The sequence below is a fragment of the Phenylobacterium sp. T106 genome (assembly GCF_057219735.1).
Genome location: NZ_JBXVWA010000017.1, coordinates 13,440 through 33,911 on the forward strand (window position 1 = coordinate 13,440; position 20,472 = coordinate 33,911).

The window sequence follows — 20,472 nt, forward strand, 5'->3', positions numbered from 1 at the left end:
GGAAATTCGGAAATGTCAATCGGGGCCGCCGGTCTCCGCCGCCGCCAGCCGCGCGACGTCGCGCACATAGGCGGCGGCGTCGAACTTCTTGAACGTGTTGGGACCCATCGAGCGCACCGTGCCGAACACCGGCTGCGGCCCCCACGGGCGGTCGTGCAGGCCGTACAGCCAGCCGACGTTGGTGAACGAGTTCGGATCGCGCCCGTCGAGGAACCAGCGGTTGTTCAGCGCCAGGGTCGTCTCGAACGCCTCCTCGGGCGAGGCCGACCAGTGCAGGATCTTCTTTCCCCAGTACATGCGCAGGTGATTGTGCATGTACCCGGTGGCCGTCATCTCGCGCATGGCGGCGTTCCAGTAGGGATCGTGCGTCCCGGCCGCTTCGAACTGGGCGCGGTTGTAGACGTGGGGACGCGGATCGCCCGCGTGGTCCGCCAGGGTCTTGCGCGCCCATTCCGGCATGGCGGCGTAGCGGTCGTAGTCGGTCTCGTAGAAGCAGTGGTTCATCGACAGCTCGCGGCGGACGATCAGCTCCTCCAGGAAGCTGGTCCGGTTGTCGCCGCGGCTGTGCCGCCGCGCAGCCAGGGCGATCTCCACCGGCGAGATCTGGCCGAAGTGGAGGTAGGGGCTCATGAGCGAGGCGGCGCGGGCCTCGGGCTTGCCCCGTTCGGCGCCGTAGCGATGCAGGCCGTCGGCCACGAAGGCGTCGAGCCGGGCTCGCGCCGCGCCCTCGCCGGCCGGGAACCGGCGGACCTGGCCAACAGAATGGTCGATCTTCAGGCCGGCCAGGATGGCGGCCACGTCGTCCAGGTCCAGCGCGCCCTCCAGGTCGAACCGGTCCATGCGGCGTCGCAGCTCGCGCGGCTCGAGGGGCTCCAGGAACTCGTCCCAGACCCGATGCAGGCGCGGCCTCAGCGTGCGGGCGGCGTACTCGTGCTTGTCCGAGGCCCGCTCGATCGGGACCACGACGTCGCCCTCCACCTGCACGAGCCGCCGGTCCAGGCCATCGGCGAGACGGGCGCGCCAGGTGCGCTGGATCTTCAGGTAGCCCCGGTCGCAGACCACCAGCGCGGCGTCGGCCGCGAGCGCGCGGGCCAGCTCGTGCGGCGGCTGCTTGCGGATGACGAAGCCGACCCCGCGATCGGCCAGACGCCGCCGCGCCTCGGCCAGACCCTCCAGCATGAAGCCGTAGTGGCGGGCGTTCGCCTCCGGGAACGCCGTCAGGCCGAAGCAGACCAGCACCGGCAGGTCGAGCGCGTTCGCCTCGTCGATGGCGAACTCCAGCGCCGGATTGAAGTCCGCCCGCTGCGACTGCTGCATCCAGTAGAGCACGTAGCGCGCGGGGATCCTCGGCGGGGCGTCGACGAGAACCTTCAGACGGGCGGACGAGATCACCGGACGCTCCACGCGGAAAACGGACGCCGGAGAAAACACGCTTCAGGCCGATTGGCGACGCTTCCCGGCGCGCGATTTTGAGCTTGCCCGATTTCGGGCACGCGCGTTGTCTGCGGAGGATGGCCGAGGCAGATCCACCACCGATGTCGGATGCGGGCGACCTGGACGACCTCGTGGCCTACGTGGCGCGATCCAGCGGGCTCGATCCTTCGCAGGCAAGGCGGATCGTCGATGACGTGCTCTCGTACCTGGGCGAAAGCCCGCAGGATTTCATCCGCAGGCGCCATGCCGCACTGCTCAGGCTGGGGTGCCGGAACGAGGAGATCTACGCGCGGATCGCCGACGAGCTCGCCCAGCGGCGGTTTCCGGCCCCGCCCTATTCGATCCGCCAGATCCGCCGGATCATCTACGGCTGAGGGGGCGCGCTGATGTGCGGCATCGTCGGATACGTCGGCGAGCGCGCCGCGCTGCCGCTGCTGATGGAAGGCCTGCGGCGGGTCGAGTACCGCGGCTACGACTCGGCGGGCGTGGCGGTCGCGCACGAGGGGCGCCTCGCGGTCCACAAGCGCAAGGGCAAGGTGCGGGAGCTGGACGCCGCCCTGCCCGCGGCGGGCCTCCCGGGAACGACGGGGATCGCCCACACCCGCTGGGCCACGCATGGCGAGCCCAGCGACGCCAACGCCCACCCGCACACCGACGCCCAGGGCCGCATCGCGGTCGTGCACAACGGCATCATCGAAAACGCCGCCGAGCTGCGGGCGCGGCTGGCCGCCGACGGTTTCGCCTTCCGCTCCGAGACGGACACCGAGGTGCTGGCGCACCTGATCGCCGCCCGGCCCGAGAACAGCCTTCTCGACGCCGTCCGCGCGGCCCTGCGGCAGGTGAAGGGCGCCTATGGCCTCGCCGTGATCGACGCCGCGCGGCCCGGGACCATCGTCGCCGCCCGCAACGGCGGCCCGGTCGTGATCGGCGTGGGCGACGCGGAGATGTTCGTCGCCTCGGACGCCTCCGCCCTGATGGGGCATGCGAAGACCGTGGCCCACCTGGACGACGGCGAGATCGCCGAGGTCCGGGCCGACGGCTTCTCGGTGCTGACGCTGGAGGGGACCGAAACCGCCAAGGCCACCCAGGCGCTGGAGGGCGAGGCCGCGGGCTTCGACAAGGGCGACTACGCCCACTTCATGCGCAAGGAGATCGCCGAGCAGCCCGACGCGGTGCGCCGCACGCTGATGGGCCGGCTCGACGCGCGGTTCTCCACGGCGCACCTGGGGGGCATCGAGCTCGCGGCGCGCGAGATGCTCGACATCCGCCGGGTCAAGATCCTCGGCTGCGGCTCGGCCGGCTACGCGGGCGTGCTGGGCGCGCACCTGATCGAGACGCTGGCCCGCATCCCTGCGCACGCCGAGCCCGCCTCGGAGTTCCGCTATCGCAACCCGGTGATCGAGCAGGACACGCTCTATGTCGCCGTCAGCCAGTCGGGCGAGACCTTCGACACCCTGGCGGCGATCCAGGAGGTGAAGCGGAAGGGCGGGCGGGTGCTCGGCGTCGTCAACACGGTGGGCTCGACCATCGCGCGCGAGTGCGGCCGGGGCGTCTACCTGCACGCGGGGCCCGAGGTGGCGGTGGTCTCCACCAAGACCTGGACCTGCACGGCCGTCGCCTTCGCCCTTCTGGCGCTGCAGCTCGGGCGGGTGCGGGATCTGTCGGCGGCCCAGGGCGCGCGGCTGCTGGCCGGGCTGTCGGCCCTGCCCGACCAGATCGCCGGGATCGTCGAGCGCGAGGCCGAGCTGGCGCCGCTCACCGCCCGCCTGGTCCGCAGCGAGCACGCCTACTTCATCGGCCGCGCGGCCGGCTATGCTGTGGCCATGGAGGGCGCGCTGAAGCTGAAGGAGGTAAGCTACCTCCACGCCGAGGCCTACGCCGCCTCCGAGCTCAAGCACGGCCCCCTGGCCCTGATCGCGCCCGAGACGCCGACGGTGGTCGTCCTGCCCGACGACGAGCTGCTGGCGAAGAACCTCTCCACCATCGCCGAGGTGCGCACGCGCCAGGGGCCGGTGCTGGCGATCACCCATCCGGGCGTCAAGGTCGACGGCGTCGAGGCGGCCTTCGCGGTCCCCCGCTCCGAGCCCGAGCTCGCGCCGATCCTGATGAACGTCCCGCTTCAGCTCCTGGCCTACCAGGTCGCCCAGGGCCTCGGACGCGACATCGACCAGCCCCGCAACCTCGCCAAGTCCGTCACCGTCGAGTGAGGTCCGCGGCCGCCCCCGCCGTCCCAGTTCCGCTGCGCGGAACCCGGGATGACATCGGTTCGAGGAAGCGCGCTTTGCGAGCTCCCTGGATCCTGGTCCTCACCGACGAGGGGCGGGGAACCCGTTGAGCTGATCGGCCGAAGGCCCGTTTTGTCGACCACGAATGCACACGAAGAACACGAATGGTCGCGGAAAGGCCCGGGTCCCATTCGTGTGCATTCGTGTTCATTCGTGGTTCCTCTTGAGGACGCTTCGCGTCGGAACCGCGGAATACGCGGAAGGGGCCCTGCGGGGAGGCCCAGGGGTCTTCCGTGTGATTCCGCGTGTTCCGAGTATTCCGTGGTTCCTGTCGCTTCGTTCCGGGGTGCGGGGACCCTGCGCAGCAGGGTGGAGGGGTCCTTGGCTCCGAGCTCGGCCAGCGCCTGCAGCCCACTGGCGCTTCGCTTCCGGGGGGATGACGGTTTAGAAGGGCGGCGAAGGAGTCCGACATGAACGCCCCTGTGCTGAGCCCCGGCGGAAAGATCGACACCGCCAAGCCGCTGAAGCCCGTCCGCGTCGCCGTGCTGACGATCTCGGACACCCGCGACGAGGAAAGCGACACCTCCGGCAACCTGCTGGCGGGCCGCGTGAAGGACGCCGGGCACGAACTGGTCGCCAAGGGGATCGTCAAGGACGACGTCGAGCAGATCCGCGCGCAGATCCTGAAGTGGGTCGGCGAAGGGGTGGAGGCCATCGTCTCCACCGGCGGCACCGGCATCACGGGCCGCGACGTCACGCCCGAGGCCGTGCGCCCGCTGTTCGACAAGGAGATCGACGGCTTCTCGGTGGTGTTCCACCTGGTCAGCTACCAGTCGGTGGGGCTCTCCACCCTGCAGAGCCGCGCGCTGGCCGGCATCGTGAAGGGCTGCTTCGTCTTCTGCCTTCCGGGCTCGAACGGCGCGGTGAAGGACGGCTGGGACAAGGTGATCTCGGCCCAGCTCGACAGCCGCCACGGCCCCTGCAACATGGTCGAGCTGATGCCGCGGCTGATGGAAGCCTAGTGGCCGGAAAGCTCACCCACATCGACGAGACCGGTCGCGCCCGCATGGTCGACGTCTCGGACAAGGCGGTGACCGCCCGCGAGGCGGTGGCGCAGGGTTTCCTGCGGATGTCGCGCGAGACGCTGGCGCTCGCGATGTCCGGCGAAGGCCGCAAGGGCGACGTCCGCGCCGTGGCCGAGATCGCGGGCGTGATGGCCGCCAAGAAGACGTCCGACCTCATCCCCATGTGCCACCCCCTGCCGATCGCCAAGGCCGAGGTGCGGGTCGAGCCCGGCGACGAGGGCCTCTCGGTCACCGCGCGGGTCAAGACCACGGGGCAGACCGGCGTCGAGATGGAGGCGCTGACCGCCTGCTCGGTGGCGCTGCTGACGCTCTACGACATGCTGAAGGCGGCCGAGAAGGGCATGGTCATCGAGGCGGTCCGGCTGGTCTCCAAGACCGGCGGCAAGAGCGGCGACTGGTCGGCATGAAGCTGCTCCCCGTCGACGACGCCCGCGCCCGGATGCTGGCCGAGGTCGCCGCGCTGCCGGCCGAGACGGTTCCCCTGCCCGCCGCCGTCGGCCGGGTGCTGGCCGAGGACGTCCGCGCGGTGCGTGACCAGCCGCCTTTCGCCGCCTCCGCCATGGACGGCTGGGCCGTGCGGGCGGCGGACACGCCGGGCGACCTGCGGATCGTCGGCGAGAGCGCGGCCGGGCGCGGCTTCGAGGGCGAGGTCGGTCCCGGCGAGGCGGTCCGCATCTTCACCGGCGCCGCCGTGCCCGCCGGGTGCGACGCCATCGTGATCCAGGAGGACGCCCGGCGCGACGGCGACGCCGTCGCCGTCCCCGCCACCCCGGCAGGGCGCCACCTGCGCCCGGCGGGCGGCGACTTCGCGGCGGGCGACGTGCTGCTGCCGCGCGGCGTCGCCATCGACGCCTGGCGCCTGTCGCTGGCCGCCGCCGCCGGACGGGCCGAGGTGTCGGTGAGCCGCCGGCCCCAGGTGGCGCTGTTCTCGACCGGCGAGGAGATCGTCGAGGCGCCGGCCACGCCCGGGCCCTTCCAGATCTACGACTCCGGCTCCCGGGCCCTGGAGGCGCTGATCGCGGGCTGGGGCGGCGAGGTCCGGCGCGCCAAGCCGGTTCGCGACGACCTCGAGACCACGATCCAGGCGCTGCGGGACGCCAAGGGCGACCTGGTGGTGACGGTGGGCGGGGCCTCGGTGGGCGACCACGACCTGGTGCGGGCCGCCGCGGCGGCGCTGGGCCTCGATCTGCGGGTCGCCAGCGTCAACGTCCGGCCGGGCAAGCCCACCTTCTTCGGCGTCCTGGGCGACGGGCGCAGGCTGCTGGGCCTGCCCGGGAATCCCGCGTCCGCGCTGGTCTGCGCCGAGCTGTTCCTCCGTCCGCTGCTGCGCGCCTACGCCGGGGCGGACCCGACGCCGCCGACCCTTTCGGCCCGGCTCGCCCGGCCGCTTCCCGCCAACGGCTCCCGCGAGCACTGGATGCGTGCGCGCCTCGCCTACGCGGACGGCGGCGTCACCATCGAGGCGTTCCCGGATCAGGACTCTTCGCTGATCGGGGTCTTCAACGCGTCCAACGCGCTGCTGCGGCGGCCGGCGGATGCGCCGGCGCTGTCCGCGGGCGACGTCGTCGAGGCGCTGCCGCTGGCGCGGGCGTAGCGGACGGCGGTGATCTCGCCGATCACCGAGACCGCCACCTCGAACGGCGCCTTGCCGCCGATGTCCAGGCCGATCGGGGCGTGCAGCCGCGCCAGCGCCGCCGCCGGCATCCCCATGTCCTCCAGCTCGGCGACGCGCCCGGCCAGTCGCCGGCGCGCGCCCAGCAGGCCGACGTAGCCCGCTCGGGAGGGCAGCGCCGCCTTCAGCGCCTCGCGGTCGGTCTCCAGGTCGTGGGTCGCCACGGCCACGTACGTCCACGGGTCGAGGCCGATGGCCGCCAGCGCCGGGCCCGGATCGTCCCGGCGGTAGGCCAGGTGCGGGATCGGCGGCGGGGTGGACGGTCCCTTGGGCCGCACCAGCGTCGTCTCGAAGCCGGACTTCACCCCCAGCTCGGCGATGGCCAGGGCGGTCGGATCGCCGCCCACGATCACCAGCCGCGGCCTGGGCTCGTGACGCCGCACCACCTGGACGCCCGGCCACGGCGCGGGGTCCGGTCCGCAGCTGCGCCGGGCGCCGTCGCTCAGGTAGGTCACCGGCCGACGCTCTGCCTCGGCCGCGAGCAGCTCCGCCAGCGCGGGATCGTGCGGTCCCACCCGCTCCACGAAGATCTCGATGCGGGCGCCGCAGAGCAGGCGGATGTCGGGCCAGGGGCTGCCTTCGCCGTACACCAGTCGCCGGGCCTGCCCGTCCGCGAGCACGGCCCAGGCGTGGCCGGCCACGTCGCCTTCGACGCAGCCGCCCGAGAAGTAGCCGGCCAGCACCCCCTCGGCGAAGACCATCTGGGTGCCTTCGGGCCGCGGGCCACCGCCCTCCACGGCCACCAGCGTCGCCAGGACCAGGGGGTTTCCCGCCTCGGCCGCGCGGCGCAGGGCCGGGCGGACGTCCTCGTCGAGGCCGAAGGTAGGCCACTCGGGAAGGGGCGAGTCGGGACCGGGAACGTCAATCACCCTCGGATACGCCTTCTTAGCTTTCCTGCGACAAAATGGTCTCGGAAACGGATTCCACCAAGCATTTCAGCCGCCGAGCCTGCCCGCCGCATGACCGCCTCCCTCAGCAAGCTCGGCCTCGGAACCGGCCAGTTCGGCCTCGATCAGCCGGCCATGAGCCGCGGCCGGCCGCGCGACGCCGAGGCTCGCGACATCCTCTCCATCGCCGGGCGCTCGGGCATGGGCGTGCTGGACGTCGTGCGCGGCTCGACGACGGCCGACACCCTGCTTCGCGGCGCGCTGCCGCAGCCGAACCCGTTCAAGGTCACGCTCACCAGCATCCGCCCCGACCGCGGCCCCGAAGTGGCCGAGGCCGAGCTTCGCGCCCAGATGCTGCGCCTCGGCGTCGAGCGTGTCGACACCATCCTCGCGCCGTCGGCCACCGACCTGCTCGCCCCGCAGGGCGCGTCGCTCTGGGACCGGCTGAGGGCGCTGAAGGACGCCGGCGTCTGCCGGCGGATCGGCGTGCCGGTCTACGCCTCGGACGACCCGGTCGGCGTGGCGCGGCGCTTCAAGCCCGACGTCGTCCAGGCGCCGGCCTCGCTCCTCGACCAGCGGCTGCTGCTGGACGGCTCGCTCGCCACCCTGGCCGAGATGGGGATCGAGGTGCACCTGCGATCCATCTTCCTGAACGGGGTGCTGTTCCTGCCGCCCGACCGGGCGCCCAGCCACCTGAAGGCCGCCGCCGGCCGCATCAGCCGCGCGCGGCGTCTGATCGCCGAGGGCAAGTCCGACCCGCTGCAGGCCGCTCTAGGCTTTGCGCTGACCCGCCCGGAAGCCACGGCCGTGCTCGTGGGCGTCACCTCGGCCGCCGAGATGAGCGCCGTCGTCGCGGCCGCCATGAGCCCGCCGCCCGACCTGGACTGGGACGAGATGGCGATCGACGACCCCGACGCGCTGAACTGGGCGGCCGCCTGATCCGCCGCGGGATGCGGCAGGGTTCGGACTCACTTCGACATCAGCGATTTCAACAACTTCCGGCCGTCCCGGCGAATGCCGGGACCCAGATTTCACGTGCGAGATCGTGGTTGGAGGGGCTCCGAGCCTACGGAACCCGCATCTGAGCCCTTCCATCTGGATCCCGGCCTTCGCCGGGATGACCGGATCTTGAGGACGGACCCTAGACCGGCTGGTCGATCGCGGGCTGCGGCGGGGTGAACCAGGCCGCGCCCTCCTCCGTCACGCGGAAATGGTCTTCCAGCCGGACGCCGAACGCGCCCGGGATGACGATCATCGGCTCGTTCGAGAAGCACATGCCGGGCTGCAGCGGCGTGCGATCGCCGCGCACTAGGTACGGCGCCTCGTGGATCGACAGGCCGATGCCGTGGCCGGTGCGGTGCGGCAGGCCGGGCAGGTCGTAGTCCGGACTGAAGCCTTCGGCGGCCAGGACCCTTCGCGCCACGGCGTCGATCTCCTCGCACGGAACGCCGGGCTTCACCGCCGCGAAGGCAGCGGCCTGGGCCTTCTTTTCCACCGCCCAGACGCGGAGCATCTCCTGCGTCGGCTGGCCGAAGACGTAGGTGCGGGTGATGTCGGAGTTGTAGCCCTGCACCCGGCAGCCCGTGTCGATCAGCACGAGGTCGCCGTCGCTCAGCGCCTGCTCGCCCGGCAGGCCATGCGGATAGGCCGAGGCTTCGCCGAACTGCACCGCGCAGAACGACGAGCCGTCGTCGGCCCCGAGCGCCCGGTGCGCGGCGTCGATGAACCGGCGCACCTCGCCGGTGGTGATCCCCGGGCGCAGGATCCGCGCGGCGCGGCGGTGGACCTCCAGGGTCATGGCCTTGGCCTGCGCCATGAGCGCGAGCTCGGCCGGCGACTTGATCATGCGGCAGCCGTCCACCACCGGGGCGGCGTTGGCCATGGCCACATCGGGCGCCGCGATCCGCAGCGCGTCGAACATCGCGAACGCCAGCGCCGGATCCACCGCCAGCGAGCGGGCGCCCATCCCGGCCAGCACCTGCGCGGACAGGTCGTAGGGGCTCTCGTGCTCCTCCCACAGCCTGAGCGGCGCCTCGACGCCGAGCGAGGCCAGGAGCGATCCCTCTTCGAAGCGCGGGCAGATCATCACCGGCGTCCCGGTCTTCGACAGGATCATCGCCACCAGCCGCTCGGTCGCGTTCCAGCCGACGCCGGCGAAGTAGCGCAGCGACGCGCCGGCCCCGATGATCAGGGCGTCGGTGGTCATCAGCGACTGGGCCTTCGCCAGCCGCGCCAGCCGCTCGGCGCGCGCGATCGGCGGCGCCGGGGTGGACCAGGGGCCCAGGTCCGCGAGCTCCGCCTCGGCCGTCGATCCGCCGATCGCCATGTCTGCTCCTTCGCTCCGTCATCCCGTGTATAGGCTGGGGCATGGCTGGGAGTCAGGACTTCGCGGCGGACCCGCGGAACGCGGACCTGCGCATCTACGTGAACGGCGACCTCGTGCCGCGCGCCGAGGCCCGGGTGTCGGTGTTCGACGCAGGCTTCGTCCTGGGCGACGGCGTCTGGGAAGGCCTGCGGCTGCACAAGGGCCGCCTGCTGTTCCTCGAGGCGCACCTGGAGCGGCTGTTCGCGGGCCTGGAGGCGATCCAGCTCCCGCTCGGCCTCACCCCCAGCGAGCTGACCGCCGAGATCGAACGCACCCTGGCGGCCAACGGCATGGTGGACGGCGCGCACCTGCGCCTGATGGTCACCCGCGGCGAGAAGGCGGCGGTGAACCAGGACCCCCGCAACTGGCTCGGCAGGCCCACCATCGTCATCACGGCAGAGTACAAGAGCCCTTCGCCCGAGGTCGCCGCCCGCGGCCTCGCGCTCGCCACCTCCGAGATCGTCTGCACGCCGCGCGAGATGTTCGACATGCGGCTCAACTCGCACAGCCGCCTCGCCCTGATCCGCGCGCTGATCGACGCCATCGGCAAGGGCGGCGACGAGGCGCTGATGCTGGATCCGAACGGCTTCGTCTCGTCCTGCAACGCCACCAACTTCTTCTGGGTGAAGGACGGGCGGGTGATGACCTCCACCGGCGACTTCTGCTTCAACGGCGTGACCCGGGCGAACGTCATCGCGCTCTGCCGCCGCCACGGCGTGCCGATCACCCTCGGCGACTTCGAGCTGGCCGACGTGGCCGAGGCGGACGAGGCCTTCGTCACCGGCACCTTTGGCGGCCTCACGCCGGTCCGGTCGCTGGACGGCCGGGACTTCCCGCACCCCCTCCCCGGCCCCGTCACCGCCCGGCTCCGCACGCACTACGAGGCGCTCAAGGACGAGGACGCCCGCGACGGGCGGCGCAACGCATGACGATCCGCATCGCCATGTGGTCGGGGCCGCGCAACATCTCCACGGCGATGATGCGCAGCTTCGAGAACCGGCCCGACTGCCAGGTCGTGGACGAGCCGTTCTATGCGGCCTACCTGGCCCGCACCGGGCTCGATCATCCCATGCGGGACGAGGTCCTGGCGGCCCAGCCGCACGACTGGCGCGACGTGGTGACCGGCCTCGACGCCCTCGGCGGCCCGCTCGTCTACGAGAAGCACATGACCCACCACATGCTGCCCGGCTTCGGCCTGGACTGGGTGGCGGGCCGGCGCAGCGCCTTCCTGATCCGCGACCCGGCCGAGGTGCTGGCCTCCTACGTCGCCAGGCGCGCCGAGGCGACCCTGGACGACATCGGCGTCGTGCAGCAGCGCGCGCTGTTCGACCGCGTGGCCGACACGCTGGGGCAGGCGCCGCCCGTGGTGCGGGGCGCCGATATCCTGGCGCATCCGCCGGCGATGCTCTGCGCCCTGTGCGATGCGCTGGATATCCCCTTCCGCGAACAGATGCTGAGCTGGCCGGCCGGACGCCGCGCCTCGGACGGCGTCTGGGCGCCCGCCTGGTACGACGCGGTGGAGCGTTCGACCGCCTTCGAGGCCCCGGAGCGCCGCGCGTATCCGCGCCTGCCCGACCACCTCGCGCGGATCGCGGACGCCGCCCGACCCCACTACGAGGCCCTCGCGGCGCACCGGCTGAAACCGCCGGCGCCGATCCCGGAGCCTCTCCCGTTCAGACGGACCGTCTGAACGGGACGATGAGGCTCCGAGTCAGGAGTCTCGCGCGATTGGCCGCCTACCGCCGCAGCCTCAACCCCACATAGGCCGCCAGCCCCGGCTCACGGTAGCCGAGGGTTTCCGCGTAGCGCCTGTCGGCGAGGTTCTCGACGCGCGCGGTCAGGGTCAGGCCCTCGTTCACCGCGTAGGCGGCCGAGACGTCGGCCGTGACAAAGCCGCCTCGGACGGCGCGGCTGAAGCCGTCCCGGGCTGTGTCGGACTGGCTCGACTCCGCCCGCACCGAGACCGATCCCGACCAGGGGCCGCGGTCCCAGAGCAGCGACGCGGACCCCGCGTGGTCGGGAACGCGGAGCAGGCTGCGGTCCGTCGAGCGGTCGATGGCGTCCGTCCAGGCGTAGGCCAGCTTCACGCGCACGCCCTCGGCGAGCCGCGCGTCCACCTCGGCCTCGAGCCCGCTGGAGCTGGTCTTGGCGATGTTGATGTAGCGGCTGGCGACGTAGGCGATCTGGTCGCGCACCAGCAGCCGGTACGCGGTCAGGGCCGCGGAGACCGTGGCGTTCGACCAGCCCAGCCGAAGGTCATAGCCCTCGGCGCGCTCGGGCCGCAGGGCGACCGGCGGCGCGAAGCAGAAGTCGCAGACGACCTGGCTGACCGTCGGCGTCTTGAAGCCCGTGCCGGCCGACGCCACCACGCGGAAGCCCCCGCCCGCGTCGAGCGCCGCCGAGAGCCGGCCGGTGGTCCGGGCCCGGAACGCCTCGGGGTCGTCGTGCCGGACGCTGCCGGTCAGGGTCAGCCGGTCCAGCCGCGCCTGCCCCACCGCGAAGACCGCGGTGTTGGAGAGGTTGCGCGAAAGGCCGGTCGAAAGGTCGGCCTCGCTGGCCTGATGCTCGGCGCCGACCACGAAGCGGTCGCCCTGCGTCGCCGTCCAGCGGAGCACCTGTCGGTCCGCGTCGACCACGGACGGGAAGGACGAGAGGTTGCGGCGCCGCAGGTCGTAGGCGCTGAGGCTGATCTCGTGCGTGAGGCCCAGCGCGTCCACGCTCGCCCGCGCGAAACCCTGCCAGGCGCGGGTCTTCGCCCGGTCGGGCGTATCGCCCAGTTCGAACCGCGGCGGCGGATAGCCGTCGATCTCGACGGTGGAGCGGGTGTACCGCAACCGCCCGTCCAGGCGCACCTGGGGCGAGGCGGTGAAGCGGCCGCCGAGGTTGGCGGTCCAGGTCCTGAAGCCGTCGTCCTCGGCGCCGGTGTCGGCCTTCGAGATCCCGTCGGTGCGGAAGCCCGTAACCGTGGCGCTGAGGGCGTAGCGCTCGCTGCGCGTCCCCGCGCCGGCGAAGCCCCGCGCCGTCGTGAACGAGCCGCCTTCGGCTGCGAACTCCAGCCCGTCCAGCTCGCGCGTGGTGAAGCTGACCACCCCGCCGATGGCCTCCGAGCCCCACAGCGAACCCTGCGGCCCGGAAAGGACCTCGACCCGCTCCAGGTCGGCGGTCTGCAGCGACGAGGGGTCGTAGTCGCCGTTCGGAGCCGCGCCGTCGCCGACCGGCACGCCGTCGATCAGCACCAGGGTCATGTCGGGCGCGGCGCCGCGGATGCGGATGGCCGCCACGCCGCCGAACGCGCCGGTGCGCGCGATGGACACGCCGGGCACGGTCGAGAGGAGGTCGGCCGCGAAGGCAGTGTTCCGCGCTTCGATCTCGGCGCGGTCGATCACCCGGGCGCCGGTGATCTCCTCGGGGTCCACCGGCAGGCGCGCGGCGGTCACGACGACCTCGTCGACCGAGGTGTCCGCGCAGGCCGGCGCGGCGGCGGCCGCGGCGAGGGCCGCGGTGGCAAGAAGGTAGGATCGCATTGACGTCAGACTCCAGCTTCGGAGTCGCCTGCGTCAGAGCCTCGGCTCTGCCGGTCGTTGGCCTGGTCCCGGGCCGCGGACGAGCGACGGAAGAAGACGGCAGGTCTCCTGGCTTGCGGGTCACAAGGCCTCGCCCTCGCCTTCCCAGGAGTCCCGTCGGGCTTCCCAGTGGCGTCCTGCCGGGCCGAGGCTGGCAGGATCGGACGCGGCCCTCGCCGCTCACAGTTGCGGGCACAGCCGGGGAGTTTCACCCCGGTTCCCTCTTGGCCCCCGTCAGGGGGACCGCCTTCACGCCCCGCGTATTGCTACCGTTCCGGGGGCGAGGCAAGGTCCGCGGCCATGCGTGCTTCCCTTGCGTTCACCCTGGCCCTCTCGGTCTGCGCCGCCGCGACGGCCCCGGCGGCCCAGCCGCTCGGCGGAGATCATTCGATCTTGAAGGATATCGTCGCCGAGGTGTCGCCGCAGCGGCAGCGCGCCGATATCGAGCGGCTGGTGTCGTTCGGGACCCGGCACACGGGCTCGGAAACCCGGTCCGATCGCCGGGGCATTGGCGCGGCGCGGCGCTGGATCGCGGCCGAGTTCGCTTCGATCTCGAAGGATTGCGGCGGACGCCTGCGGGTCGAGACGCTGTCGCGCACCATGACCGCCGAGCGCCTCGCGGGGCCCACCGAGGTGGTGAACGTCCTGGGCGTCCTGCCGGGAACGACCGACCCCGACCGGGTGATCGTGATCTCGGGCCACTACGACAGCCGCGCCACCGACGCGAAGGACTTCACCTCGGACGCGCCCGGGGCCAACGACGACGGCTCGGGCACGTCGGCCGTCATCGAGGCGGCGCGGGTCCTCTGCCGGCATCGTTTCCCGGCCACGCTGGTCTTCGCGGCGCTGGCCGGCGAGGAGCAGGGCCTGCTGGGCGGACGCATCCTCGCCGAGCACGCGGTCGAACGGGGCTGGTTCGTAGCGGCCAACCTCAACAACGACATCATCGGCAACACCGAGGGCCTGTCCGGGGTCCGCGACAACACCCACGTGCGCGTCTTCTCGGAAGGCACGCGCTCCACCGAGACGCCCGCGCAGGCCGACCGCCGCCGCTACAACGGCGGCGAGGTGGACAGCCCCTCGCGGAACCTGGCGCGCTTCATGGACGTCGTCGCCGACCGCTATCTCACCAACCTCGACGTGGTGATGGTCTACCGCACCGACCGCTACGGCCGGGGCGGCGACCAGGTGGAGATGCTGCGCGCGGGCTTCCCGGCCGTCCGCGTGACCGAGGCGGTGGAGAACTACACCCGCCAGCACCAGAACCTGCGCACCGAGAACGGGATCCGGTACGGCGACACGATCGACGGCGTGGACTTCGCCTACCTGGCCCAGGTGACGCGCCTGAACGTGGCGTCCATGGCGGCCCTCGCCCTGGCGCCCCGTCCGCCCTCGGGCGTGGAGATCTCGGGCGCGGTCAGCGCCGACACGACGGTCAGGTGGACGCCGGCGCCCGACGCGGCGGCCTACCGGGTCTGGTGGCGCGCCACCACCGACCCTCAGTGGCGCTTCTCCCGCGTGGTCCCGCCCACAGGCCAGGCGGTGCTGAAGGCCGTCAACATCGACGACTGGTTCTTCGGCGTCAGCGCCATCGGTCCCGACGGCCACGAGAGCCCGGTGGTGTTTCCCGGCGCCGCCGGCGCGTTCGACCGCGCCGGGGCCCCTCCCGTCCCGAAGTGACGGCGGCGACCTACGCCAGGCTGGCCTTGTAGAGCTTCAGAAGCTCGGCCCAGGCCTTCTCGGCCTGCGCCTCGTTGTAGACCTGGCTGCCCTTGACGCACCAGCCGTGGGCCGCCGGGTAGACCTCCACCGTGGCGGACTTCTTCGCCTCGGCGAAGGCCGCCTTCAGGATGTCCTTCGAGTCGGGCTGCTGCTTGTCGTCGTTCTCGGCCACGGCCACGAGGTAGCTGGCGTTGGTCTTGGGGATCAGCAGGTGCGGGCTGTCGGGAGACTTGGTGGTGAGCCCGCCGCCGTGGAAGCTGCCCACGGCCGCGATGCGCCCCGGCACGGCCGCCGCGGTCCGGAACGAGAGCGGGCCGCCCATGCAGTAGCCTTGCACGCCGGCCTTCCTGCGCTTGTTGGTCTGCGGCTGCGCGTCGAGGAAGGCCAGGTACGCCTTGGCGTCCCCGTCGACCCCGGCGTTGGTCATGGCCTGCCTGTAGCCCATCACCCGGGCCCGGTCCGTGGGATTGGCGAAGTTGAACCCTTCGCCGGCCACCACGCCCTTCACGGACCGGTAGAAGGGGTTCGGAACCAGGACGACATAGCCCTCGGCCGCGAGCCGTCGGCCCATCTCGCGGAACGTCGGGCGCAGGCCGGCGATGTCGGTCCAGATCAGGACCGCCGGCCATGTCCCCTTGCCTGACGGATGGAACAGGACGGCGTCGGCGGTCCCGTCGGCGGTCTTCACCTCGACGTCCTTCTCCACCACCTTGGCCTGCGCGCGCGCGGCGCTGGCCGCCGCCGCCGCGCCCGCGGCCGTCATCAGGCCGAACGTCCGGCGCGACACGGTGGGATCGTGGATCAGGCCGACGTGGATATCGTCGTCACACATGGAGACCTCCCTGGCTTCGTCCTTGGCCGCCAAGCGTCACGGCGATTGTTGCGGCGGGATTTCGCCGCGAGGGAACCACAGCTCCACGGCGAATGCACGGGACTCGCGTTACAGCCCGGTCCATGAGCTCGCCCGACCGGATCGCCCGCGCCGATCGCATCGCGCCCTATTTCGAGGTGCAGCTGCGCCTCGCGAACCGGATGGCCGAGCTCACCGGCGCGCCGCTCGGCGAGACCGCCCTGACCCACACGAACCTGCATCGCCGCCTGGGCCTGGGCGTCTGGCGCGAGGGCCCGCCCGCCGCGGGTTGGGCGCCCTACGCCGAGGCGCTCGAAGCGGCGCCTGACCTTGCCGCGCAGCTGGCGCTGACCCGCGAGGCCTTCATCGCCGCGTCCGACGAGGTCCTGCCGCATCCCGGGCAAACCGGCTTCGGCTGCTTCGCGCACGATCCCGCGACCGACGACGGCGTGGTCCGCATCCACTTCCACAACCTGGACACGGACGACGACGGCGGGCCCCTCGCCGCGACGAAGGTCCCGCGGCGGCGCGCCGAACTGCGCGCGCTGGTCGCCAACATGCGGCGGGTCCATCCGCAGGCCACGCAGATCCGCGGCGGATCCTGGCTCTACAACCTCGAGGCCTACCGGCGCCTCTTCCCGCCGGACTACGTCGCCTCGCGCGCGCCGCATGCGCCGCCCATCGGGCTGCGCGGCACGGCGACCTGGGGCCAGGTGATCGACAGCCGGGAACGCATCCGACCGGACGTCCGCGACGCCGTGGTGGCGAGCCTGCCCGCGATGAACCCCGAGGCGCCCTGGGAGGTGTTCCCCTACCGCATGCTCGCCGTCACCGCGCCCTTAGAGAGCTTCGTGCGGTTCTACGGCCTCTAGCGCCGGCGGCCTCTTAGCGGATGGCGATCGGGTTGATCACCACCTGCACGGTGCCGACGAACCGCGGCTGGCCCAGGACGAACAGGAACTCGCCCACCCCGTCCGCCGCCAGCGGCGCGGTGTTGATGTTCTCCAGCACGTGGACGCCCTTCTTGGCCAGGAGCGTCTGGTGGACGACCCACTGGCGGTCCGGATCGGCGAAGGGGATATGCTCCAGCGCCACGGTGTCTGCGCCGATCGCGACGACGCCCTGGTCGGCCAGCCAGACCGCCGCCTCCTCGCCGATGCCGGGCTCGGTCGCCAGGAAGCGAGCCTTGTCGGTCTCCATCACCTTCATCCAGCCGGTGTGGAAGAGCACCACGTCGCCCTTGCCGATGGTGAGCTTCTGCGCCTTCAGCGCCGCCTGCACATCGGCGCGGGTGATCACCTGGCCTCCGTCCAGCATCGGCTTGCCGAAGTGCCGCGTCATGTCGATGAGCACGCCGCGGGTCACGATCGGGGGGACGTCGGCCAGGTCCAGCCGGCTGAAGCCCTTCGGCGTGCGCAGGTCCTCGCCCTTCAGGCCGTTGTAGTACCGGTTGTCGATGCCCAGGTGGCCGAAGCCGTCCATCTGGGTGCCGATCCCCATGCTGGTCGTCACCTTCTCGTCGTGGGCGGTCACCTTGTTGGGCCCGATCGGGGGCTGGCCGGGCGGCGGGGTCTGGATGATCTCGGCGCTGTACTTCCGGTCGCCGTAGGCCGGGCTGTCCGGGCCTGTGGGCACGCCCAGGGCGTACACCTTGCCGGTGCGGACGAGCGCCGCCGCCCGCTTCACGCCTTCGGCCGACAGGTTGTTCACCGCGCCCCGCAGGTCGTCCTTGCCGTACGGCGAAGGGTGCCAGGCGTCCTGCGCCTGCGCCGCGCCCGCCGCCGCCAGCCAGACGGCCGCCGCCGCCCACCATTTCGCACCCATGACGTCACTCCCTTGTGTTTCCGGGAGCGTGTCACGGCGGGACGAAGTCCGCTACGGGCCCGGCGCCGCCGGCGCGTTCTCGGCCGCCGAGGCGGCGCGCCGGCGACCGCGCGCCGCGTGCCGCGGATCGATCCGGCGAAGTTCCGCGAAGGTCATGTGCGGATGGGTGCGCGCCAGTTCCCGCAGCCGCGTGACCGCGATGGGCGCATAGGCCAGGGCGACGCCTGCCGCGTCGCCCGCCAGGTCGTGCAGCGACATCTGCCGCCCGACCATCTGCTGGGCGACCTCGCTCGCCACGCCGGCCCCGAGCATCAGAAGTGCCACCTCGTTCGCCCGGCTTCGCGGCAGGCCGCCGATGGCCGCCACGGTCAGCCCATAGAACAGCAGCGCGTGCGCCACGGTGTCCGGGAACGGCAGGTTCAGGTCGGAGTACTTGAACGGACCGGCCAGCGCGGCCACGCCGGCGGCCGCGGCCAGCAGGCTCGCGGCGCGGAAGGCGCGCATGAGAAGGTGGGGCGTGAGGCGCATGCGTTCTGCTCGGCCGGGATCGGCCGCGACCATGCGCACGCCAGGGTGAAGGCGGGTTGAAGAGGCGTGGTTTAGGAAGTCCTGCCGGCCGCGCCCCGGCCCAGCGCCCTCGTGGCCCCGATCGCGATCAGGGCCTGCCCGGCGAAGTAGAGGCCCCAGACGGCGAGGCCCAGGGGGAAGGTGTCGAGGGCGGGCCGGCCTGTGCGCAGGAAGATCAGCAGGTCGGACACGGCGAACATGATGGCGCCCGCCCCCACCAGCGCCCGGGGGAACCGGCTGAGCCAGGCGGCGGCGGCCATGGCGGACAATCCGGCCGCATAGAGGGCGATGAGGCCCGCGCCCTCCCGCTGTGGCGGCAGCAGATAGGCGATCACCGGCACCCCCACGAACAGGGCCAGCGCGACGGCCCAGTCCCCGGCCGCCGCGGGGCGGCGGTTGCGCAGGTAGAGGATGATGGCCGTGACGTGGCCGGCCAGAAAGGCGAGCGCGCCGGTGACCAGGCCGTGGGTCTCGAGCAGCACGTCGCCCAGGGCGCCGAACGCCAGCACCGCCGCCAGCAGCCAGCCGTCGAGGCCTCGCGCCATCGTCGCCGCATAGACCGCCAGCAGCGCGACGCCCGCCCCCTTCCAGGTGACGGAGGCGGCCGCGGGCAACGGCAGGAACCAGGATGCGACGTAGGTCGTCCCGGCCAGGATCGCCGCCGCGAGCAGGATCCGCCTCGGGTTCATTCGAAGCCCTTCAGCTCGCACCACACGTCCACCGGGTCGCGGCTGGCGCGCAGCGTGTTGATCGGGGCCGCATCGTCCCGGTAGCCCAGCGCCATGCCCGAGAAGAGCATGTGATCGTCGGGCAGTCCGACGGCCTTGGCCACCGTCTGGGGGTAGCGGGCCCAGTACTCCTGCGCGCAGGTGTCCAGCCCGCGCTCGAGCGCCAGAAGCATGACGTTCTGCATATACATGCCCAGGTCCGCCCACTGGGGCGGGCCCAGCTTGCGGTCCAGGCAGAAGAACAGGCCCACGGGCGCGCCGAACAGCTCGCCGTTCTTCGCGAGCTGCCGCAGGCGGGCCGGCTTGTCCTCGCGCGGGATCCCGATGGCCGCGTACAGGTCCTCGCCGTTCTGGAACCGCCGGGTCCGGAAGGGGTCCCAGAGGTTGGGCGGGTAGACGTCGTACTCCGGGGTCTCGCCGAAGGGGTTCGCGGCGACCGCGGCCTTGAGCCCGGCCAGGGCGTCGCCGGCCAGCGCGTAGACCCGCCAGGGCTGCAGGTTCCCGCCGGAGGGCGCGCGGGCGGCCCGCTCCAGGATCTCGGCCACCACCGCGCCCGGCACGGGATCGGGCTTGAAGGCCCGGATGGAAACCCGCCGCTCGATCGCTTCTGAAACCTGCATGCCGCCCCCGTTCCTGGCCGTTAGCGGGCCGTTGACCGACTCTGTCAGAATGGCGCCTACCATCAGCACCCTAGGTGAAGGCAAGCGGCGTGGCGAAGAGCGGCAAGGGCGGCTTCGGGGCTTTCGTGAAGGCGGTGGTCGTCGCCGGCCTCATGATCTTCGTGATCGGACCCATCGCGGTGGTGGCCATCTACCGCTTCGTGCCCCCGCCGATCACCTTCCTGATGGTGCAGCGCGTGTTCGAAGGCCACGGCCTGGAACGCAGGTGGGTCCCGCTGGAGAGGATCTCGCCGAGCCTGGTGCGCGCCGTCATCGCGGCCGAGGATGCGCGGTTCTGCGAGCACAAGGGCTTCGACCTCGAGGCCATCGAGAAGGCCATGGCCGCCAACGCCGCCGGCAAGAAGCTGCGCGGCGGGTCCACCATCTCGCAGCAGACGGCCAAGAACATCTTCCTCTGGCCGGGCCGCGACTGGGTCCGCAAGGGGCTCGAAGCCTGGTTCACGGTCCTGATCGAGATCGGCTGGGGCAAGGAGCGGATCATGGAGGTCTATCTGAACTCCATCGAGTGGGGTCCCGGCGTCTACGGCGCCGAGATGGCGGCCCGGAAGAACTTCAACGTCCCCGCCTCGAAGCTGACCGTCCAGCAGTCGGCGCGGCTCGCCGCCATCGTGCCGAAGCCCCTGTCCTGGAAGGCCGCCAAGCCCGGGCCCTACATGAAGCGCCGGGCCGGCAGCATCAACCGCAACGCCCGCGCCGTTCGCCGCGAGGGCCTGACGAGCTGCGTCCTCTAGGGCGCGTTCCGACAGGGGCTCTAGGTTCCGGACTCAATCAGGTCCACCAGGTGACGACGGCGGCGAGGTAGACGGTCGCGGCGAAGACGGCTGCGAGTTTGTCGTAGCGGGTAGCGATGCGCCGCCAGTCCTTCAGGCG

19 protein-coding genes, 2 pseudogenes and 1 riboswitch are annotated in these 20,472 nt (G+C 72.1%); of the genes and pseudogenes, 11 read left to right on the plus strand and 10 right to left on the minus strand.

Translation table 11 applies throughout. The annotated features are described in order from the left end of the window. Positions 1-15: 15 nt before the first annotated feature. Positions 16-1,392 carry a deoxyribodipyrimidine photo-lyase gene (locus tag AC2D8W_RS22310; protein WP_484673377.1) on the minus strand — a complete coding sequence of 459 codons (1,377 nt, stop codon included), beginning with the start codon at positions 1,390-1,392 and terminating at the stop codon, positions 16-18. 143 nt (positions 1,393-1,535) lie between these two features. On the opposite strand from AC2D8W_RS22310, the gene AC2D8W_RS22315 reads away from it, so the two are divergent. The 5 genes from AC2D8W_RS22315 (at position 1,536) to AC2D8W_RS22335 (ending at position 6,338) form a co-directional block, all read left to right on the plus strand. Beyond that, positions 1,536-1,808 (plus strand): hypothetical protein, encoded by a 273-nt coding sequence (locus AC2D8W_RS22315; RefSeq protein ID WP_484673378.1) that lies wholly within the window; start codon positions 1,536-1,538, stop codon positions 1,806-1,808. Positions 1,809-1,820: 12 nt separating this feature from the next. Continuing rightward, positions 1,821-3,641: a glutamine--fructose-6-phosphate transaminase (isomerizing) gene (gene glmS, locus AC2D8W_RS22320; protein ID WP_484673379.1), complete on the plus strand. Its 1,821-nt coding sequence runs from the start codon at positions 1,821-1,823 to the stop codon at positions 3,639-3,641. 488 nt (positions 3,642-4,129) lie between these two features. Next, entirely contained in the window at positions 4,130-4,681 is a 552-nt protein-coding gene (gene moaB, locus AC2D8W_RS22325; protein WP_484673380.1) for a molybdenum cofactor biosynthesis protein B, read from the plus strand. Then, positions 4,681-5,151: a cyclic pyranopterin monophosphate synthase MoaC gene (gene moaC / locus AC2D8W_RS22330; RefSeq protein ID WP_484673381.1), complete on the plus strand. Its 471-nt coding sequence runs from the start codon at positions 4,681-4,683 to the stop codon at positions 5,149-5,151. The genes moaB and moaC overlap by 1 nt, the downstream gene beginning before the upstream one ends. Next, a complete protein-coding gene (locus tag AC2D8W_RS22335; protein ID WP_484673382.1) occupies positions 5,148-6,338 on the plus strand; it encodes a molybdopterin molybdotransferase MoeA in 1,191 nt (396 codons plus the stop codon). The genes moaC and AC2D8W_RS22335 overlap by 4 nt, the downstream gene beginning before the upstream one ends. Positions 6,339-6,361: 23 nt before the next feature. Here AC2D8W_RS22335 and AC2D8W_RS22340 read toward each other — a convergent pair. Next, positions 6,362-7,285, minus strand: a pseudogene (locus tag AC2D8W_RS22340) (XdhC family protein); the annotation flags it as partial. A gap of 90 nt (positions 7,286-7,375) precedes the next feature. Here AC2D8W_RS22340 and AC2D8W_RS22345 point away from each other — a divergent pair. Continuing rightward, positions 7,376-8,242 carry a bifunctional regulator KidO gene (locus tag AC2D8W_RS22345; protein WP_293481059.1) on the plus strand — a complete coding sequence of 289 codons (867 nt, stop codon included), beginning with the start codon at positions 7,376-7,378 and terminating at the stop codon, positions 8,240-8,242. A gap of 202 nt (positions 8,243-8,444) precedes the next feature. On the opposite strand, the gene AC2D8W_RS22350 is transcribed toward AC2D8W_RS22345, so the two are convergent. Next, the gene (locus AC2D8W_RS22350; RefSeq protein WP_484673383.1) at positions 8,445-9,629 is read right to left on the minus strand and encodes a M24 family metallopeptidase; all 1,185 of its coding nucleotides are present in this window, start codon (positions 9,627-9,629) and stop codon (positions 8,445-8,447) included. 41 nt (positions 9,630-9,670) lie between these two features. On the opposite strand from AC2D8W_RS22350, the gene AC2D8W_RS22355 reads away from it, so the two are divergent. Together AC2D8W_RS22355 and AC2D8W_RS22360 are read left to right on the plus strand one after the other, a co-directional pair. After that, the gene (locus AC2D8W_RS22355) at positions 9,671-10,597 is read left to right on the plus strand and encodes an aminotransferase class IV (protein ID WP_484673384.1); all 927 of its coding nucleotides are present in this window, start codon (positions 9,671-9,673) and stop codon (positions 10,595-10,597) included. Beyond that, complete coding sequence (locus AC2D8W_RS22360; RefSeq protein ID WP_484673385.1) at positions 10,594-11,358, plus strand: sulfotransferase-like domain-containing protein; 765 nt, start codon at positions 10,594-10,596, stop codon at positions 11,356-11,358. Before AC2D8W_RS22355 ends, AC2D8W_RS22360 begins: the two co-directional genes overlap by 4 nt. 46 nt (positions 11,359-11,404) lie before the next feature. Here the strand turns inward: AC2D8W_RS22360 and AC2D8W_RS22365 are convergent, their stop codons facing one another. Then, positions 11,405-13,192, minus strand: a complete 1,788-nt coding sequence (locus AC2D8W_RS22365) for a TonB-dependent receptor plug domain-containing protein (protein ID WP_484673386.1) — start codon at positions 13,190-13,192, stop codon at positions 11,405-11,407. Positions 13,193-13,273: 81 nt separating this feature from the next. Further along, a riboswitch (cobalamin riboswitch) is annotated at positions 13,274-13,494 on the minus strand. A gap of 37 nt (positions 13,495-13,531) precedes the next feature. On the opposite strand from AC2D8W_RS22365, the gene AC2D8W_RS22370 reads away from it, so the two are divergent. After that, positions 13,532-14,911, plus strand: coding sequence for a M28 family peptidase (locus AC2D8W_RS22370; protein WP_484673387.1), 1,380 nt, complete (start codon positions 13,532-13,534; stop codon positions 14,909-14,911). A 10-nt stretch (positions 14,912-14,921) separates the two neighbouring features. On the opposite strand, the gene AC2D8W_RS22375 is transcribed toward AC2D8W_RS22370, so the two are convergent. Next, entirely contained in the window at positions 14,922-15,785 is an 864-nt protein-coding gene (locus AC2D8W_RS22375) for a dienelactone hydrolase family protein (protein ID WP_293481070.1), read from the minus strand. A gap of 122 nt (positions 15,786-15,907) precedes the next feature. On the opposite strand from AC2D8W_RS22375, the gene AC2D8W_RS22380 reads away from it, so the two are divergent. After that, positions 15,908-16,675, plus strand: coding sequence for a hypothetical protein (locus tag AC2D8W_RS22380; RefSeq protein ID WP_484673388.1), 768 nt, complete (start codon positions 15,908-15,910; stop codon positions 16,673-16,675). A gap of 13 nt (positions 16,676-16,688) precedes the next feature. On the opposite strand, the gene AC2D8W_RS22385 is transcribed toward AC2D8W_RS22380, so the two are convergent. The 4 genes from AC2D8W_RS22385 to AC2D8W_RS22400 form a co-directional block, all read right to left on the minus strand. Beyond that, positions 16,689-17,627 carry a cyclase family protein gene (locus tag AC2D8W_RS22385; RefSeq protein ID WP_293481074.1) on the minus strand — a complete coding sequence of 313 codons (939 nt, stop codon included), beginning with the start codon at positions 17,625-17,627 and terminating at the stop codon, positions 16,689-16,691. A gap of 51 nt (positions 17,628-17,678) precedes the next feature. Continuing rightward, on the minus strand, positions 17,679-18,155 hold the full coding sequence (locus tag AC2D8W_RS22390; protein ID WP_484673389.1) for a hypothetical protein: 477 nt from the start codon (positions 18,153-18,155) through the stop codon (positions 17,679-17,681). Positions 18,156-18,226: 71 nt separating this feature from the next. Further along, entirely contained in the window at positions 18,227-18,883 is a 657-nt protein-coding gene (locus AC2D8W_RS22395) for a lysoplasmalogenase family protein (RefSeq protein WP_484673390.1), read from the minus strand. Further along, a complete protein-coding gene (locus AC2D8W_RS22400; RefSeq protein WP_484673391.1) occupies positions 18,880-19,542 on the minus strand; it encodes a nitroreductase in 663 nt (220 codons plus the stop codon). The genes AC2D8W_RS22395 and AC2D8W_RS22400 overlap by 4 nt, the downstream gene beginning before the upstream one ends. Positions 19,543-19,631: 89 nt before the next feature. On the opposite strand from AC2D8W_RS22400, the gene mtgA reads away from it, so the two are divergent. After that, positions 19,632-20,333: a monofunctional biosynthetic peptidoglycan transglycosylase gene (gene mtgA / locus AC2D8W_RS22405; RefSeq protein ID WP_484673392.1), complete on the plus strand. Its 702-nt coding sequence runs from the start codon at positions 19,632-19,634 to the stop codon at positions 20,331-20,333. Positions 20,334-20,370: 37 nt separating this feature from the next. On the opposite strand, the pseudogene AC2D8W_RS22410 reads toward mtgA, so the two are convergent. Beyond that, positions 20,371-20,472: pseudogene (locus tag AC2D8W_RS22410) on the minus strand (IS5/IS1182 family transposase); the annotation flags it as partial.

Coding starts and splice junctions, on each gene's coding strand:
- AC2D8W_RS22315 (WP_484673378.1), top strand. CDS start 1,536: ATGTCGGATGCGGGCGACCTGGACGACCTCGTGGCCTACGTGGCGCGA.
- glmS (WP_484673379.1), top strand. CDS start 1,821: ATGTGCGGCATCGTCGGATACGTCGGCGAGCGCGCCGCGCTGCCGCTG.
- moaB (WP_484673380.1), top strand. CDS start 4,130: ATGAACGCCCCTGTGCTGAGCCCCGGCGGAAAGATCGACACCGCCAAG.
- AC2D8W_RS22335 (WP_484673382.1), top strand. CDS start 5,148: ATGAAGCTGCTCCCCGTCGACGACGCCCGCGCCCGGATGCTGGCCGAG.
- AC2D8W_RS22345 (WP_293481059.1), top strand. CDS start 7,376: ATGACCGCCTCCCTCAGCAAGCTCGGCCTCGGAACCGGCCAGTTCGGC.
- AC2D8W_RS22350 (WP_484673383.1), bottom strand. CDS start 9,629: ATGGCGATCGGCGGATCGACGGCCGAGGCGGAGCTCGCGGACCTGGGC.
- AC2D8W_RS22355 (WP_484673384.1), top strand. CDS start 9,671: ATGGCTGGGAGTCAGGACTTCGCGGCGGACCCGCGGAACGCGGACCTG.
- AC2D8W_RS22360 (WP_484673385.1), top strand. CDS start 10,594: ATGACGATCCGCATCGCCATGTGGTCGGGGCCGCGCAACATCTCCACG.
- AC2D8W_RS22365 (WP_484673386.1), bottom strand. CDS start 13,192: ATGCGATCCTACCTTCTTGCCACCGCGGCCCTCGCCGCGGCCGCCGCC.
- AC2D8W_RS22370 (WP_484673387.1), top strand. CDS start 13,532: ATGCGTGCTTCCCTTGCGTTCACCCTGGCCCTCTCGGTCTGCGCCGCC.
- AC2D8W_RS22375 (WP_293481070.1), bottom strand. CDS start 15,785: ATGTGTGACGACGATATCCACGTCGGCCTGATCCACGATCCCACCGTG.
- AC2D8W_RS22380 (WP_484673388.1), top strand. CDS start 15,908: ATGAGCTCGCCCGACCGGATCGCCCGCGCCGATCGCATCGCGCCCTAT.
- AC2D8W_RS22385 (WP_293481074.1), bottom strand. CDS start 17,627: ATGGGTGCGAAATGGTGGGCGGCGGCGGCCGTCTGGCTGGCGGCGGCG.
- AC2D8W_RS22390 (WP_484673389.1), bottom strand. CDS start 18,155: ATGCGCCTCACGCCCCACCTTCTCATGCGCGCCTTCCGCGCCGCGAGC.
- AC2D8W_RS22395 (WP_484673390.1), bottom strand. CDS start 18,883: ATGAACCCGAGGCGGATCCTGCTCGCGGCGGCGATCCTGGCCGGGACG.
- AC2D8W_RS22400 (WP_484673391.1), bottom strand. CDS start 19,542: ATGCAGGTTTCAGAAGCGATCGAGCGGCGGGTTTCCATCCGGGCCTTC.